This is a genomic window from Mesorhizobium sp. B2-4-12, assembly GCF_006441575.1.
Taxonomy (GTDB): Bacteria; Pseudomonadota; Alphaproteobacteria; order Rhizobiales; family Rhizobiaceae; genus Mesorhizobium.
Map to the genome: position 1 here is coordinate 1 of NZ_VFVC01000075.1, position 14,363 is coordinate 14,363.

11 protein-coding genes and 1 pseudogene are annotated in these 14,363 nt (G+C 63.7%); 7 read left to right on the forward strand and 5 right to left on the reverse strand.

Annotated features, from left to right (window positions below; translation table 11 throughout):
* Window positions 1-224: 224 nt before the first annotated feature.
* Window positions 225-1,979 (reverse strand): ABC transporter ATP-binding protein, encoded by a 1,755-nt coding sequence (locus FJ934_RS26770; protein ID WP_140613415.1) that lies wholly within the window; start codon window positions 1,977-1,979, stop codon window positions 225-227.
* 152 nt (window positions 1,980-2,131) lie between these two features.
* Here FJ934_RS26770 and FJ934_RS26775 point away from each other — a divergent pair, with 152 nt between their 5' ends.
* Both FJ934_RS26775 and FJ934_RS26780 read left to right on the forward strand, forming a co-directional pair.
* Window positions 2,132-3,412: an amidohydrolase family protein gene (locus tag FJ934_RS26775; RefSeq protein ID WP_140613416.1), complete on the forward strand. Its 1,281-nt coding sequence runs from the start codon at window positions 2,132-2,134 to the stop codon at window positions 3,410-3,412.
* 106 nt (window positions 3,413-3,518) lie between these two features.
* A complete protein-coding gene (locus tag FJ934_RS26780) occupies window positions 3,519-4,442 on the forward strand; it encodes a DMT family transporter (protein WP_140613417.1) in 924 nt (307 codons plus the stop codon).
* Window positions 4,443-4,459: 17 nt separating this feature from the next.
* Here the strand turns inward: FJ934_RS26780 and FJ934_RS26785 are convergent, their stop codons facing one another.
* On the reverse strand, window positions 4,460-5,362 hold the full coding sequence (locus FJ934_RS26785) for a phosphotransferase family protein (protein ID WP_140613418.1): 903 nt from the start codon (window positions 5,360-5,362) through the stop codon (window positions 4,460-4,462).
* Between the two features lie 95 nt (window positions 5,363-5,457).
* Here FJ934_RS26785 and FJ934_RS26790 point away from each other — a divergent pair, with 95 nt between their 5' ends.
* Entirely contained in the window at window positions 5,458-6,090 is a 633-nt protein-coding gene (locus FJ934_RS26790) for a class I SAM-dependent methyltransferase (RefSeq protein ID WP_140613419.1), read from the forward strand.
* On the opposite strand, the gene FJ934_RS26795 is transcribed toward FJ934_RS26790, so the two are convergent.
* Window positions 6,087-8,540, reverse strand: coding sequence for an FAD-dependent oxidoreductase (locus FJ934_RS26795; protein ID WP_140613420.1), 2,454 nt, complete (start codon window positions 8,538-8,540; stop codon window positions 6,087-6,089). The two genes, FJ934_RS26790 and FJ934_RS26795, sit on opposite strands and share 4 nt — an antisense overlap.
* Window positions 8,537-9,424 (reverse strand): phosphotransferase family protein, encoded by an 888-nt coding sequence (locus FJ934_RS26800; protein ID WP_140613421.1) that lies wholly within the window; start codon window positions 9,422-9,424, stop codon window positions 8,537-8,539. The genes FJ934_RS26795 and FJ934_RS26800 overlap by 4 nt, the downstream gene beginning before the upstream one ends.
* A gap of 381 nt (window positions 9,425-9,805) precedes the next feature.
* On the opposite strand from FJ934_RS26800, the gene FJ934_RS26805 reads away from it, so the two are divergent.
* Window positions 9,806-10,582: a DeoR/GlpR family DNA-binding transcription regulator gene (locus tag FJ934_RS26805; RefSeq protein ID WP_140613422.1), complete on the forward strand. Its 777-nt coding sequence runs from the start codon at window positions 9,806-9,808 to the stop codon at window positions 10,580-10,582.
* Here the strand turns inward: FJ934_RS26805 and FJ934_RS28615 are convergent.
* Window positions 10,579-10,683 (reverse strand): annotated as a pseudogene (locus FJ934_RS28615) (NAD(P)/FAD-dependent oxidoreductase); the annotation flags it as partial. The gene FJ934_RS26805 and the pseudogene FJ934_RS28615 sit on opposite strands and share 4 nt — an antisense overlap.
* A gap of 130 nt (window positions 10,684-10,813) precedes the next feature.
* On the opposite strand from FJ934_RS28615, the gene FJ934_RS26815 reads away from it, so the two are divergent.
* The 3 genes from FJ934_RS26815 to FJ934_RS26825 all read left to right on the forward strand — a co-directional run bounded on the left by FJ934_RS26815 (window position 10,814) and on the right by FJ934_RS26825 (window position 14,267).
* Window positions 10,814-11,725, forward strand: coding sequence for a LysR substrate-binding domain-containing protein (locus FJ934_RS26815; RefSeq protein ID WP_140613423.1), 912 nt, complete (start codon window positions 10,814-10,816; stop codon window positions 11,723-11,725).
* A 216-nt stretch (window positions 11,726-11,941) separates the two neighbouring features.
* Window positions 11,942-13,096: an ABC transporter substrate-binding protein gene (locus FJ934_RS26820; RefSeq protein WP_140613425.1), complete on the forward strand. Its 1,155-nt coding sequence runs from the start codon at window positions 11,942-11,944 to the stop codon at window positions 13,094-13,096.
* 172 nt (window positions 13,097-13,268) lie between these two features.
* Window positions 13,269-14,267 (forward strand): ABC transporter ATP-binding protein, encoded by a 999-nt coding sequence (locus tag FJ934_RS26825; RefSeq protein WP_140613424.1) that lies wholly within the window; start codon window positions 13,269-13,271, stop codon window positions 14,265-14,267.
* Window positions 14,268-14,363: the final 96 nt, after the last annotated feature.

Here is a 14,363-nt window from a genome sequence, read left to right on the forward strand (position 1 = left end):
ACGCTTCACCGCCGAGCAATGCACAAACTACTTCAGCGCCGCAGGTTACGAGCCAGAGTGATCAGATTCTGCTCTAGCATTCTTGCAACAACGACAAATTGGGCGAAGCCGTTGGTGCCGACCTCTTTCTCCCCGTCCTATACAGGGAGAAATGTCCGGCAGGACAATGAGGGGCAGCACAAACTCTGCAGGACTACCTGTCCTCGGCTTGCGCTGCTCCACACTCACGGCATCAGCTGATATTCATAAAGCTTCTGGTAGAGCCCGCCCTGTCTGAGCAGTGTCTTGTGCGGGCCGCTCTCCACCACCTTGCCGGCTTCCAGCACGACGATCGTGTCGGCTTGGTGCACGGTCGACAGGCGGTGCGCGATGACGATGGTCGTACGCCCTTCCGTCAATTGCTGCAGCGCGTCGCGGAACAGGGCTTCCGATTCGGCGTCGAGCGCGCTGGTCGCCTCGTCCAGCAGCAGGATTTCGGCGTTGCGCAGCATGGCGCGTGCGATCGAGATGCGCTGGCGCTGGCCGCCCGACAGCAGACCGCCATTCTCGCCGACATCGGTCTCGTAACCCTTCGCTTGCGCGATGATGAAGTCATGCGCATTGGCCGCCTTGGCCGCGGCAATCACCTCTTCGTCCGTCGCGTCCTGCCGCCCGAGCCGGATGTTGTGCATGATCGTACCGGCAAACAGGAACGTGTCCTGGCCGACATAGGCGATCTTTTCCCTGAGCGAGGCAAGGGTCGCCTGGGAAATGTCCTGGCCGTCGAGCAACACCTTGCCGCTCTTCGGGTCGTACATGCGCATGATCAGGTTCAGGATCGTCGACTTGCCGCCGCCGGAAGGCCCGACCAGCGCCGTCATCTTGCCGGGCGCGAAGGTCAGGTCGAACCGGTCCAGCACCGGCGGGCCATTCTGATAGGCGAAGCTGACGGCGTCGAACCGGATTTCGCCCGGTCCGGCCCGGAGCGACGTTGCATCCGGCTTCTCGGCCAGCGTCAGCGGCTCGTCGGCCAGCTGGAACATTATGCGCACGCCGACAATGCCGCTTTCCAACGCGATGCGCACGCGCGCCAGGCGTTTTGCCGGTTCATAGGCCAGCAGCAGTGCCGCGATGAAGGCCGTGATGCCGCCCGGCGTCTGGCCGCCCTGCAGCACCAGCAAGCCGCTGACCAGCACGGCACCGGCGATGGCCAGGCCGGCCAGCGTTTCCATCACGGGACTGGTGATCGCCTCCAGCGCGGCGATGTTGTTGGCCCGGTCCTCGACATCGGACACCGCCCTGTACATGCGCTTGCGCATCAGGCCTTCGAGGTTGAAGGATTTGACGACGCGCACGCCGATCGCGGTTTCCTGCATCACCTGGACGATCTGGCCGACCGAGCGGAACTCCATCGCCGCGAACTTGCGCACGCGTTTCAGGATGCGGTTGACGCCGTAGATGGCCAGCGGACCGACGACGAAGCAGATCAGCGACAGCGCCGGCTGCTGCCAGACCATGACCCCGATCAAGGCAGCCAGGGTCACCAGATCGCGCACATAGGAGGTGACGATGAGGTCGAGCACGTTGCGCGCCGCCTGGGCATTGTTGGTCATGCGGGTGATCAGGTCGGACGACGAGGTCGAGTGGTAGAATTCGATGCCTTGCGCCAGGATGCGGTCATAGATCTTGCGCTGCCGTTCGGCGATGATGGCGTTGCCGACCCGGCTCATGAAGTAGGCCTGGACGAAATTGGCTATGCCCTTGACGATGAAGATCGCGGCGACCGCCACGGCGATCATGTTGACGCGCTCGATCCTTTTGTCGATCACGAATTCATTGGTGATTTCGCGCAGGATCCAGGCGCTGGCAGCCGTCATGCCGGCCACCACGAGCATCGACAGGATGGCAGCGGCGTAGCCGGCCCTGTGCTGCCGGAACGATTCCCTGAGCAGCCTCGCCACGAGGCGCTGGTTCTCCGTCGAACGGAAGAAACGAAACAACGGCTGATCCTTGATGCCGGGATGTCGAAGGCGGCTTATAGAGGGAGTTGCGGCCGGATGGAACCATTGGCGGCTTCTGGAAAGAAACCGCTGCGGCATGCTGTCTTTTGGGACACGATGGAAAAGTGATTCTTGAAGCGGGATGACGACAGATGGACTTCGACCTTATCGTTCGTGGCGGCACGCTGCCGGATGGCAGGATTGCCGATCTCGGCATCAGCGGCGAGACGATCGCGGCGATCGAGCCCAGGCTGGAGGGTTCCGCCCGGGCCGAAATCGACGCCCGTGGCAATCTTGTGTCGCCGCCCTTCGTCGATCCGCATTTCCATATGGATGCCACGCTCTCCTATGGCATTCCGCGCATCAACGCGTCGGGCACGCTGCTCGAAGGCATTTCGCTGTGGGGCGAACTGAAGCCGCTTTTGACGCATGAGACGGTGCGCGACCGGGCGCTCGCCTATTGCGACTGGGCGGTGTCGACGGGGCTGCTCGCCATCCGCACCCATGTCGATGTCTGCGACGACCGGCTGCTGGCGGTCGAGGCTCTGCTCGACGTCAAGAAAACGGTCGCTCCTTACATCGACCTGCAATTGGTGGCGTTTCCTCAGGATGGCTTCTATCGCTCGCCGACGGCACGCCAGAACACCATCCGTGCGCTCGACATGGGCGTCGACGTCGTTGGCGGCATTCCGCATTTCGAGCGCACCATGGCCGACGGCACGCGCTCGGTGACCGAGCTTTGCGAAATCGCAGCCAAGCGCGGCCTGATGGTCGACCTGCATTGCGACGAGACCGACGACCCGCTCTCGCGCTACATCGAGCAACTGGCCTATGAAACGCAGCGGTTGGGGCTGCAGGGCAGGGTGGCCGGCTCGCACCTCACCTCGATGCATTCGATGGACAATTATTACGTTTCGAAGCTTTTGCCGCTGATCGCGGAAGCCGGCGTCTCCGCCATCCCCAATCCGCTGATCAACATCATGCTGCAGGGCCGCCACGACACCTTCCCGAAACGCCGTGGCCTGACCCGGGTCAAGGAGATGCAGGCGCTCGGCATCCGCGTCGGCTGGGGTCAGGATTGCGTGCTCGACCCCTGGTATTCGCTGGGCACCGCCGACATGCTCGACGTCGCCTTCATGGGCCTGCATGTCGCCCAGATGTCGAGCCCGCCCGACATGGCGCGCTGCTTCGACATGGTCACCAACGTCAACGCCGCCATCATGGGGCTCGACCATCTCGGCCTCGCGGTCGGCAAGCGCGCCAGCCTCGTCATCCTCGACGCCGGCAATCCGATCGAGGCCCTGCGTCTGCGCGGCGAACGCATTTGCGTTATTGCCAGGGGCAAGGTGGTGGCGGAGCGCACGAGGCAGGATACCAGGCTTTCGATCGAGGGGAGGCCAGCGGCGGTCAACCGCAGGCACAAAGCCACCTAGGCCCAGCCGATTCCCGGTTCTGGTCCCGCGATTTCCCGGATTCTCCTCGTCAAAGCCCCTGCTTCCGTCTACGACGCAGCTTCGCATGAGAGGAATCGGGATCGGCATGACGCAACCCGTGGCGCAGAATTCCACAATCAGGAACGTGCTTCTGGCCGGCATTTTGTTGATGCTGGCCGGCGACTTCCTGTTCGCGCTGAACGATGCGATGGGCAAGTGGCTGGTCGCCAGCTTCTCCGTTGGCCAGGTGGTGCTGATCCGTTCGATCGGCGCCTTCTTCGTGCTGGGTCCGATGATCGCCCATCAGGGCACCGCCAAGCTGTTTCGCATGGAGCGGCCCGAACTGCAGATATTGCGTGTCGTCATGACCACGCTCGACACCGCGCTCTTCTATGCCGCTGTCGTCTATCTGCCGCTGGCTGATGTCATGAGTTTCTATATGGCCGGGCCGATCTATGTCGCGGCACTCTCGCACCTGCTGCTTGGCGAAAAGGTCGGCTGGCGCCGCTGGCTGGCGATCCTGCTTGGCTTCTGCGGCGTGGTGATCATGCTGAAGCCATCCTCTGCCGCGTTCTCCTTGTCGTCGGGCTTCGCGCTTGCCGGCAGCATCGCCTTCGCCTTCGCCATCATCCTCAACCGGCGGCTGCGCGGCACCAGCGACACCAATCTGGTGACATGGCAGACGATCGGTACGCTGCTGGTCGGCAGCGTCCTGACCATCGGCGCTTGGCGCACACCTTCGGCGCTCGACGTCGGCGCCATGCTGCTGCTCGGCATCGTTTCCTGCGGCGCGCATCTGATGATCACGCGGGCGCTGAAACTGGCGCCGGCCTCGACGCTGGCGCCGCTGCACTACACGCTGCTCCTTTGGGCAGTGGTGTTTGGACTGGTGTTCTTCGGCGATGTTCCCGGCCCGCGCATCCTGATCGGCTCCGGCATCATCGTGCTGGCCGGCCTGTTCATCTTCCACCGCCAGAAGGTGGTCGACACCACGGTGCCACCCGAAAATGTGCCGAAGGGCGTCAATTAAAGCCCGGATTCTGGTGCCTAACCCAAGCGTATCACGGCCAGGTGCCGTGAAAACTCCGGCGTCTCCATCAGCGCCCTGCAGCGCGCGAAGCGGCTGTCGGCATAGGCGCGGAAATCGTCAACGGGATTGTTGTTGGCAAGCTGGATCAGCCCCCACAGCGTCCACAGCAAATCGCACATCGCCTTATAGATGACGATTCGTCCGCGTTCCGCAGGTCTCGCCTCGCCACCGAAATAGGCGCGCATCATCTCTTCATCCTGGAAGGCATCGAATTTGCCTTCCACGCTGAGATCGCCGAGATCCCACAGCGGATCATTCATTCCCGAATATTCCCAGTCGACGATCCACATCCTGTCGCCCGTATCGAGAAAATTCTCGCACAGCGGATCGCAATGGCAGGCGACGAGCGGCAGCGGATGGGCGGCGAGGGCGGCGCGCACGCTTTCCGCCTCGCGCACCACATCATGATAGCCAGCGGGCAGGGCGACGTCCTTGGTCGACAGCACCTTGAGATAGTCGTCGATCATCGCGAACAGTTCGAAGCGGAAGGGGAACACGGCGCCCGATGCGTGCAGCTTGCGGAAGGCTTCGCCGGCGCGGGCCGGACTGCCCCGACGTTCCCTGAATTTCTCCGGCGACATCGTCTCGGCCCCGGCGATGAAGCGCGTCACCATCACGCCGGTGTCGGCGTCGACATAGAGCACTTCCGGGCTGACGCCGGCCTTTGCCGCCTCGCGCGCCGCTACCGCCTCATTGGCGCGGTTGATGTATTCCTGGGTGCCTTTGCCGGGAATGCGCAGGCAGAAGTCACCGGCCCTGAAAACAAGGTTGGTGAGGCCGCCAAGCCGGTCCAGCGGCCCGGTATAGCCGGCCAGCACCGGAATGGCGGCAAGCTTTGCCCTTGCCTCGTCTGTCGCCATGGCTGCGCCCCATGCCTTTATTTCTTCGCGGCAACGGTTCCACAATTTTCGCCGTTTGGCTATCATCCCTCGCAGGGCAAGAGATTGGTGAGTACGTGGCGGACAGCAAACATCAGGGTGCGCTCGGCGCGGTTTACGCGGCCAAGCGCCCGGAAGAGGTGGCGGCGCTCTATGATCGCTGGTCGCAAACCTACGACGCCGACATGTCCGCCGCCGGCTACCGCCATCCGACCATCTGCCTTGCGTTGCTCGCCCGTCATCTGCCACGCGGCTCAGCCCCGCTGCTCGATGCCGGGGCAGGTACCGGGCTGATCGGCGAATGGCTTGACATAATAGGCTATCCCCAGGTCGAGGCGCTCGACATCTCGCAAGGCATGCTGGACCAGGCCGCGCGCAAGGGCGTCTATTCGGCCCTGCATTGCCTGGCGCTCGGCGGTCGGCTGCCTTTCGCCAATCATGCCTATGCGGGGATCATCTCGGCCGGCGTGTTCACCTCGGGCCATGTCGGCGCCGAGGGGCTGGACGAACTGATCCGCATCTGCCGGCCCGACGGGGTGATCGTGCTGACGGTCAAGAACACGCTTTGGGACCAGGGTTTTGCCGCACGCATCGCCGAACTCGAGGCGCAAGGCCTCGTCACCCGCGTTGAAGAAACGCGCCCCTACGTCTCGATGCCTGGCGAGGCGGATACCGTGCCGAGCCGTGGTCTCGCCCTGCGGGTGAACTAAGCTTTCACCCTCTCCGCTGTCGGATCGTACATCGGCTCGAGATGGATTTTGGCCGGCGTCCGCTCCATCGCGACCACCAGCTCATAGCCGCCCGAGATGAGGAAGTCGTCGCTGACGCCATCGGCGTTGCGCACATAGCCGTAGCCGATATTCCTGCCGATCGTGTAGCCATAGCCGCCGCTGGTCAGATAGCCGACCGGCTCGCCATTGCGCAGGATGGTCTCGCGCCCGAGCAGCACGATATCCGGATCATCGACCGTGAAGCCGGCAAAGCGCTTCTTCAAGGGCACGCCGCCAACCTTCTCGAGCGCGCGCCGTCCGACGAAATCGGTGTTCTTGCGTAGCTTGACCGCCCAGCCGAGGCCGGCTTCCTGCGGCGTGTCGTTGGGGGTGATGTCGGAGCCCCAGGCGCGGTAGCCCTTTTCCAGCCGCAGCGATTCCAGCGCCCGATAGCCGACTGGGCGGATGCCGTGTTTCTTGCCCGCCGCCATCAGCGCGTCGAAGACTTCGCCTGTCGCCGCGATCGGCACGTGCAGTTCCCAGCCGAGCTCGCCGACATAGGTGACGCGCAGCGCCCGCACGATTTGGCCGGCGATTGCGATCTCGCGCACATGGCCGAACGGGAAGCCGGCATTCGACACATCGGCCACGGTGACGGCCAACAGCACATCGCGTGCGCGCGGTCCCATCAGCGACAGCGTTCCGAAATCCTCGGTGACATCGGTCAGCCTGGCATCGAGGCCCTCGCTGATATGGTCGCTGATCCATGAGGCATCATGGGTGCGAAAACCGGTGCCGGTGACGATGTAGAATTTTTCCTCGGCCAGGCGCGCGACGGTCAGGTCGGCCTCGATGCCGCCGCGCGTGTTGAGAAGCTGCGTATAGATCAGCCTTCCGGCGGGCTTGCTGACATCGTTGGCGCAGATCCAGTCCAGCGCCTTGGCCGCATCGGGCCCGCTCAACTCGTATTTGGCGAAGGACGACTGGTCGAAAATGCCGACCTTCTCGCGCACATGCCGGTGTTCGTCGCCAACCGCCACGAACCAGTTCTGGCGGCCCATCGAATAGATGTCCTGCGGTTCGACACCCGCCGGCGCGAACCAGTTCGGCCGTTCCCAGCCAAGCTTGGAGCCGAACACGGCGCGCTGGTGCTTCAGCCTGTCATACAGCGGCGAGACGATGCGCGGCCGGCCGCTGGCATACTCCTCGTGCGGAAAGCCGATCGTATAGTGCTTGCCATAGGCTTCCAGCGTGCGCTCGCGCACCCATTGCCGGTCGCGGTGCAGGTTGGAAAACCGCCTGATGTCGACCACCCACAGGTCGAGCGGCGCCTCGCCGTCGACCACCCACTGCGCCAGCACCCAGCCGGCGCCGCCGCCCGAAGCGATGCCGAAGGCATTGAAGCCGGCGCCGACGAACATGTTGGCGCATTCGGGCGCCACGCCGAGGATGAAATTGCCGTCCGGCGTAAAGCTTTCCGGCCCGTTGATCATCTGCTTGACGCCGACGGTTTCCAGCGCCGGTACCCGCGCGATCGCCTGCGTCATGTGCTGCTCGAAATGATCGTAATCATCGTCGAACAGCCGGAATTGCCAGTCATTGGGCACGTCGCCCCCGGCGAAATCGGTCGTCCATGCCTGCGGGTTCGGCTCATAGCCGCCCATCACCAGCCCGCCGACCTCTTCCTTGAAATAGGTGCGCCGGTCTGGGTCGCGCAGCGTCGGCGCGTCGGTCGCCAGCCCCTCGATCTTCTCGGTGATGATGTACTGGTGCTTCACCGGCTGCAGCGGCACGTTGATGCCCGCCATGGCGCCGACCTGCCGCGCCCATTGCCCGGCGCAGTTCACCACCTTGTCGCAGGCGATGTCGCCCTGATTGGTCTTCACCGCCGTGATGCGACCGTCCTTCATCTCGAAGCCGGTGACGCGCACATCCTCGTAGAGTTTGGCGCCATGCATGCGCGCGCCCTTGGCCAGCGACTGCGTGATGTCGGAGGGGCTCGCCTGGCCGTCGGTCGGCAGCCAGGAGGCGCCGACCAGATCGCCGGCCTCCATCAGCGGCCACATCGCCTTGACTTCGTCCGGCGACAGCAACGGCATATCCATGCCGAAGCTTTTCGCCGTCGTCGCCAGCCTTTTGTACTCGGTCCAGCGGTCGGCATTGGTGGCGAGCCGCAGGCAGCCGGTCATCTTCCAGCCGGTGGCAAGGCCGGTTTCGGCCTCCAGCCCCTTGTAGAGGTCGACCGAGTATTTGAGCACTCGGGTGATCGATGCCGACGAGCGCAATTGCCCGACCAGACCGGCGGCATGCCAGGTCGAGCCCGAGGTCAGCTTGCCCTGTTCGAGCAGCACAACGTCGGCCTTGTGGTCGCGCGCCAGATGATAGGCTGTCGAACAGCCGATGATGCCGCCGCCGATGACGACGATCGCGGCCTGGCTAGGCAAGGTCATGATTTCAGGATCCCGTATTTTGTCCGGTAGCTTTCCAGCGCCGCGTCGAGCCGCACCAGGTTTTCCTCGGTGTAGGCGACGTAGTCGATACCCGGTGCGTCGAGATAGAGTTCCGACACCATGCTCCACATCGCCTCGCGCAGCAGCGAGGCGCATTGCATCGCGGCGTGCGAGCGGCGGATCGCCTCGTCCGGTTCCTTCATGAAATAGGCGGTCAGGAAAGCGAAAGATTCCTCGTCGCTCATGCCCGCATTCGAGGCGACGCCGGCAAGGTCGAACATCGCCGTGTTGAAACCGGCATATTCGAAATCGATCAGCCACAGCCGGCTGCCGTCATCGAGAATATTAGCCGGCAAGAGATCATTGTGACCAAAGACGATCGGCAACAATTTCTGGGCCCGCTCCAGTTCGTCGGCCAGCGCCAGGAACCGCGGCAGGTCGCCACGCTTGCGGCTGCCGCCTTCCTCAAGGGTGCGCGCGTAGTCGCGGACGACGTGGAACACCCAGAACATGAAGCCGGCGCCGGAGATATGGTTTGGCATCTCACGGTGGAAGCCGCGCATCAGGGCCGCGACCCGGCCAAGATTGGCACGCACGTCCTCGGCCAGATAGGTCTTGGCGCCGAGAAACGCCGTCACCATGATCCCCGGTTCGGCATAGCGGACCGCCGGCGCGAAACCGGCGGCATGCGCTGCCCGCGCGGTCATCACCTCGCGCTCGCGGAAGACGTGGTGGAATGGATAGTCCTGGCCGAAGCGCACGACATGTTTGCCGGTCGTGTCCGTGACGACAAAGTTGGCGTTGCTCAGGCCACCCGGCAGCGGAGCGATCTCGATGCTGCCAGTCCAGCAGGGCAGGGCGCGGATGCGATCTTCGGCGGTCACGAGCTTGCCCCGGGTTCAGCCAGTCTTCGGCATAGCGATGGTGAGAAGGAACGCAAAACCTCGTCGGTGCGGGATACCGGGAACTGTATCCCGCACCGCACCGACGAGCCCCTTGGCCGGTTTTTGACCCCGGCATCCGCCCCCGCGGATCTGAAAAATCTGGCGCCAGGCATGTTCCAGACGAACTGGCCAGTCGGTTGCGGCTCTGCCATCACCCTCCCGTGGCAGTTCCGAGCCTGTCACGAAGTCAATCTCACGCCAGCGTCGCGTCGCTGTCAATAAAAAGCTGTGACTTTTTTTGGGTGTTTTGCCCGAAAGCAGAAGGCATTCCTTTAAAAGCGTTAGGAATGCCCTAGAATCGGTCAATTTTGGGACGCTCAGATGATCCACTCGAAACGGCATGGCGAAATCCTGCGGCTGCTGCAGGAAGAGGGAACCATCACCATCAACAGCCTGGCCGACCGGCTGGGCGTCTCGCTCGAGACCGTGCGCCGCGACGTCAAGCCGCTCACCAGTGACGGCTCGGTGCTGAAGATGCATGGCGCCATCGGCCTGCCGTCGATGATCGGCGAAGCGCCGTTCGAACGCCGCATGCGCGAGAATGCCGATGCCAAGCGCGTCATTGCACGCATGGTCGCCGCCACCATTCGCGACGGCGAGTCGATCATGCTCGACACCGGCACAACGACCTCGTTCCTGGCGCGGGAGCTGCTCGGCCACCGGCGCCTGACGGTCGTCACCAACTCGTCGGACATCGCCCGCACGCTGGCCACCGTCAACGGCAACAAGGTCTACATGGCCGGCGGCGAACTGCGCAGCGATTCAGGCGCTGCGTTCGGGACTCCGGCCATCGAGTTCGTCAGCCGTTTTTCCGTCAGCCATGCCATCATCTCCATCGGTGCCGTCGATGCGGTGACAGGTGTCATGGACTACGATCTGGAAGAGGCCGAATTCGCACGCATGGTGCTGTCGCGCGGCCAGCGTTCGCTCGTCATCACCGACCACAGCAAATTCGGCCGTCAGGGTCTTGTTCAGGTCTGCGGCTTCGACGGCTTTTCCGAGCTTGCCACCGACTTGGCACCGCCGCGCGACATAGCCGCGGCGCTGGCGCAAGCCGGAGCGCGGCTCAGCATCGCGCGCGACGCAGCCGGGTTCTAACCGAACACCAGCGACTGGTGGGCGCATACGCCCGCGAACGTCCCGCCCGACACGGCAAAGGCGATGTTGTGCATCGCGCGTGCCGCGTCTCCGGCGGCATAGGCATTGCGCTACGGTCCCGCATGGCGGCGGCGCATCAGGCTGACGCTCGGCTGAGCGCCGGCTCTCCAGCCACGGGATAAGCACTGCCACTGGCTTTTCTTCGTGGCTGCGGCGGTGTTTAGTCCGGCCATGGCCTTCACCATCCGCCAGTTGCAATTCTTCGTCGCCGTCGCCGAGCAAGGCACGGTGTCGCGCGCGGCACAAAATCTCTCCATCTCGCAATCGTCGGTCACCGAGGCGATCAAGGAGCTCGAAAGCGATCTCGGCGTCGAACTGTTCGACCGCCATCCGCGCGGCCTCAACATCACCCACAAGGGCCACCAGTTCCTGCGCCACGCCACGAAGATACTCGCCGACGTGTCCGACGCCCGCCGCTCTTTTTCCGGCGAGAAGGCTGCTTTCGGCGGCCGGCTGCAACTCGGCGTCACTTCACTGGTGGCCGGCTATGTGCTGTCGGACCTGCTTGCCCGCTACCGCCGCGCCTATCCCGGCGTCGAGGTCTCGGCCATAGAGGACAATGGCGACTATCTCGAACATCTGTTGATCGGCGGCAAGCTCGACATTGCCGTCATGGTCACGTCGAATCTGCGCGATCGCATGGCATTGCAGTCGGAAATCCTCGAAGTTTCGGCCTATCGCCTCTGGCTGCCGCTCGGCCATCCGCTCGCCGGTGCCGACATCATCGGCATCGGCGACATCGCCTCCGAGCCGCTGATCATGCTCACCGTCGACGAAATCGAGGAGAACACCGGCAAGCTGCTGACGGCGATCGGCGCCAAGCCGCATGTCGCCTTCCGCACCCGCTCCGTGGAAGCCGTTCGCAGCCTTGTCGCCACCGGGGCCGGCGTGGCGCTGCTGCCCGACCTTGTCTACCGGCCATGGTCGCTGGAAGGCGACCGCATCGAATCGCGCGATGTTTCCGGCGCTTTGCCAGTGGTCCAGGTCGGCATGGTCTGGCGGCGCGGCTCCGGTCTGCCGCAGGCGGCGCGCGACTTCATCGGACTTGCCCAGTCGCAGCGGATGGTCCGGCAGCGCCTTTGATGACTTTGCTTGATATATCGGAAAAACCGATACCGCATTTCTGATAAATGAATTTGCGAAACCGGAATTTTCCAAGCACCTTGCGCTTCAGGAACCAAAGCCGCCACCAGAGCGGCATCAAGTCCGTCGACGAACTGACATTTTTCGGTCCGCGCATGACCTTTGGCGAAAACCGGAACCGGTTTTCGGGCCAGGCGCCAAAATGGGAGATTGATGATGAATTCATTCCTGAAGTCATGCACTGCGCTGACGGTCGCGTTGACCTTCTCAGGTCAGGCCATTGCCCAGGTTAAGGAGCTTGGCAAGGGCGAAGGCCAGGTCAACATCGTTGCCTGGCCGGGCTATATCGAGCGCGGCGAAACCGACAAGGGTTATGACTGGGTCACGTCCTTCGAGAAGGAGACGGGCTGCAAGGTCAACGTCAAGACGGCCAACACCTCCGACGAGATGGTCTCGCTGATGAACGAAGGCGGTTTCGACCTCGTCACGGCTTCGGGCGATGCCTCGCTGCGCCTCGTCGCCGGCAAGCGCGTGCAGCCGATCAACACCGATCTCATCCCCAGCTGGAAGACGGTCGACGACCGCCTGAAGGATGCGCCATGGTTCACCGTCGGTGGCGCCCACTATGGCGTGCCCTATCAGTGGGGCCCGAACATCCTGATGTACAACACGGACGTTTTCAAGGAAGCGCCGAAGAGCTGGAATGTCGTGTTCGAGGAGATGAACCTGCCGGACGGCAAGTCCAACAAGGGCCGTGTCCAGGCCTATGATGGGCCGATCCACATTGCCGACGCCGCCAACTACCTGATGTTCCACAAGCCGGAGCTGGGTATCAAGGACCCCTACGAACTGAACGAAGACCAGTACAAGGCAGCACTGGCGCTGCTGCGCGTCCAGCGCACGCTGGTCGGCCGCTATTGGCATGACGCGGCGATCCAGGTCGACGACTTCCAGAACGAAGGCGTTGTCGCTTCGGGTTCGTGGCCGTTCCAGGTCAACACGCTGGTCGCCGCCAAGAAGCCGATTGCCTCGACCGTTCCCAAGGAAGGCGTCACTGGCTGGGCCGACACCACCATGATGGAAGCCGACGCGGCCAATCCGAACTGCGCCTATAAGTGGCTTGAACATTCGCTGGCGCCGAAAGTGCAGGGTGACGTTTCCGCCTGGTTCGGTTCGCTCCCTGTCGTGCCCGCCGCCTGCAAGGGCAATGAGCTGCTCGGCGAGGAAGGCTGCAAGACCAACGGCTACGAGAACTTCGACAAGATCAGGTTCTGGAAGACGCCGGTCTCGAAATGCGCCAGCCAGAACGACCAGTGCGTGCCCTACTACCGCTGGGTGTCGGACTATATCGGCGTCATCGGCGGTCGGTGATCCCCTTACCCTCCCCCTTGTGGGGAGGGTCGACGCAAAGCGTCGGGGTGGGGGGAGCGCGGACGTTCGGCGCTAACCACCCCCACCTGCGGCTTCGCCGCGACCTCCCCCATCGAGGGGGAGGTAGGGCGTCGTGCGAACCCGTTTAACCGGCAACCGAACTGACAGGCCCATGACCTCAGCCGTCTCTTTCCAGAAAGTTTCGCGCCATTTCGGCAGCGTTCGCGCCGTCGATGCGGTCGATCTCGACATCGCACCGGGCGAGTTCTTTGCCATGCTCGGGCCGTCCGGATCCGGCAAGACGACGTGCCTGCGGCTGATCGCCGGCTTCGAGCAGCCGACGGCGGGGTCGATCTCGATCTTCGGTGAACGTGCCGAGGGCGTGCCGCCTTACCGCCGCAACGTCAACACCGTGTTCCAGGATTACGCGCTGTTCCCGCATCTCAATGTGCTCGACAACGTCGCCTACGGGCTGATGGTCAAAGGCGTTGGCAAGGCCGAGCGGCACAAGGCGGCGGAAGAAGCGTTGTCGCTGGTGCGGCTGCCCGGCTATGGCGCCCGCCGGCCCGGCCAGCTTTCCGGCGGCCAGCGCCAGCGTGTCGCGCTCGCCCGCGCGCTGGTCAACCAGCCCAAGGTGCTGCTGCTCGACGAGCCGCTCGGTGCGCTCGACCTGAAGCTGCGCGAAAACATGCAGGAGGAACTGAAGTCGCTGCAGAAGGCGCTCGGCATCACCTTTGTCTTCGTCACCCACGACCAGGGCGAGGCGCTGTCGATGGCCGACCGCGTCGCCGTTTTCAACGACGGCAGGATCATGCAGATCGGCACGCCGGAGGATATCTACCAACGGCCGAGCACCCGCTTCGTCGCCGACTTCGTCGGCTCGTCCAACGTGCTGCCGCCGGACTTCGTCCAGCGCTATTCCGGCCAGCATCGCTGGGGAAGCCTGCGTCCCGAATCCATTCGCGTCGGTCGAGCCGCGAGCGGCGAGGGCATTTCCGCGCGTCTCGTCGGAACCAATTATCTCGGCGCCACCACAAGGCTGGCGCTCGACGCAGGCGGGCTGAGGCTTCACGCCATGGTGCCGGCCGGCACCGCTTTGCCGGCTGAGGGCGAGGCGGTGGTGCTCACCTTCAATCGCGAGCACCTGCATCTGATGGACGAGCCGGCATGATTGAGGTTTGCGCGAAGCACCCCCCTCTGTCCTGCCGGACATCTCCCCCTCTAGGGGGGAGATCGGCTGTCCTTTCGGGGTTCGCCAATCTCCAAC

Bases quoted from the DNA above. Each gene is read 5' to 3' on its own strand.
- FJ934_RS26775 (WP_140613416.1), top strand. From the start codon at position 2,132: ATGGACTTCGACCTTATCGTTCGTGGCGGCACGCTGCCGGATGGCAGG.
- FJ934_RS26780 (WP_140613417.1), top strand. From the start codon at position 3,519: ATGACGCAACCCGTGGCGCAGAATTCCACAATCAGGAACGTGCTTCTG.
- FJ934_RS26785 (WP_140613418.1), bottom strand. From the start codon at position 5,362: ATGGCGACAGACGAGGCAAGGGCAAAGCTTGCCGCCATTCCGGTGCTG.
- FJ934_RS26795 (WP_140613420.1), bottom strand. From the start codon at position 8,540: ATGACCTTGCCTAGCCAGGCCGCGATCGTCGTCATCGGCGGCGGCATC.
- FJ934_RS26805 (WP_140613422.1), top strand. From the start codon at position 9,806: ATGATCCACTCGAAACGGCATGGCGAAATCCTGCGGCTGCTGCAGGAA.
- FJ934_RS26815 (WP_140613423.1), top strand. From the start codon at position 10,814: ATGGCCTTCACCATCCGCCAGTTGCAATTCTTCGTCGCCGTCGCCGAG.
- FJ934_RS26820 (WP_140613425.1), top strand. From the start codon at position 11,942: ATGAATTCATTCCTGAAGTCATGCACTGCGCTGACGGTCGCGTTGACC.
- FJ934_RS26825 (WP_140613424.1), top strand. From the start codon at position 13,269: ATGACCTCAGCCGTCTCTTTCCAGAAAGTTTCGCGCCATTTCGGCAGC.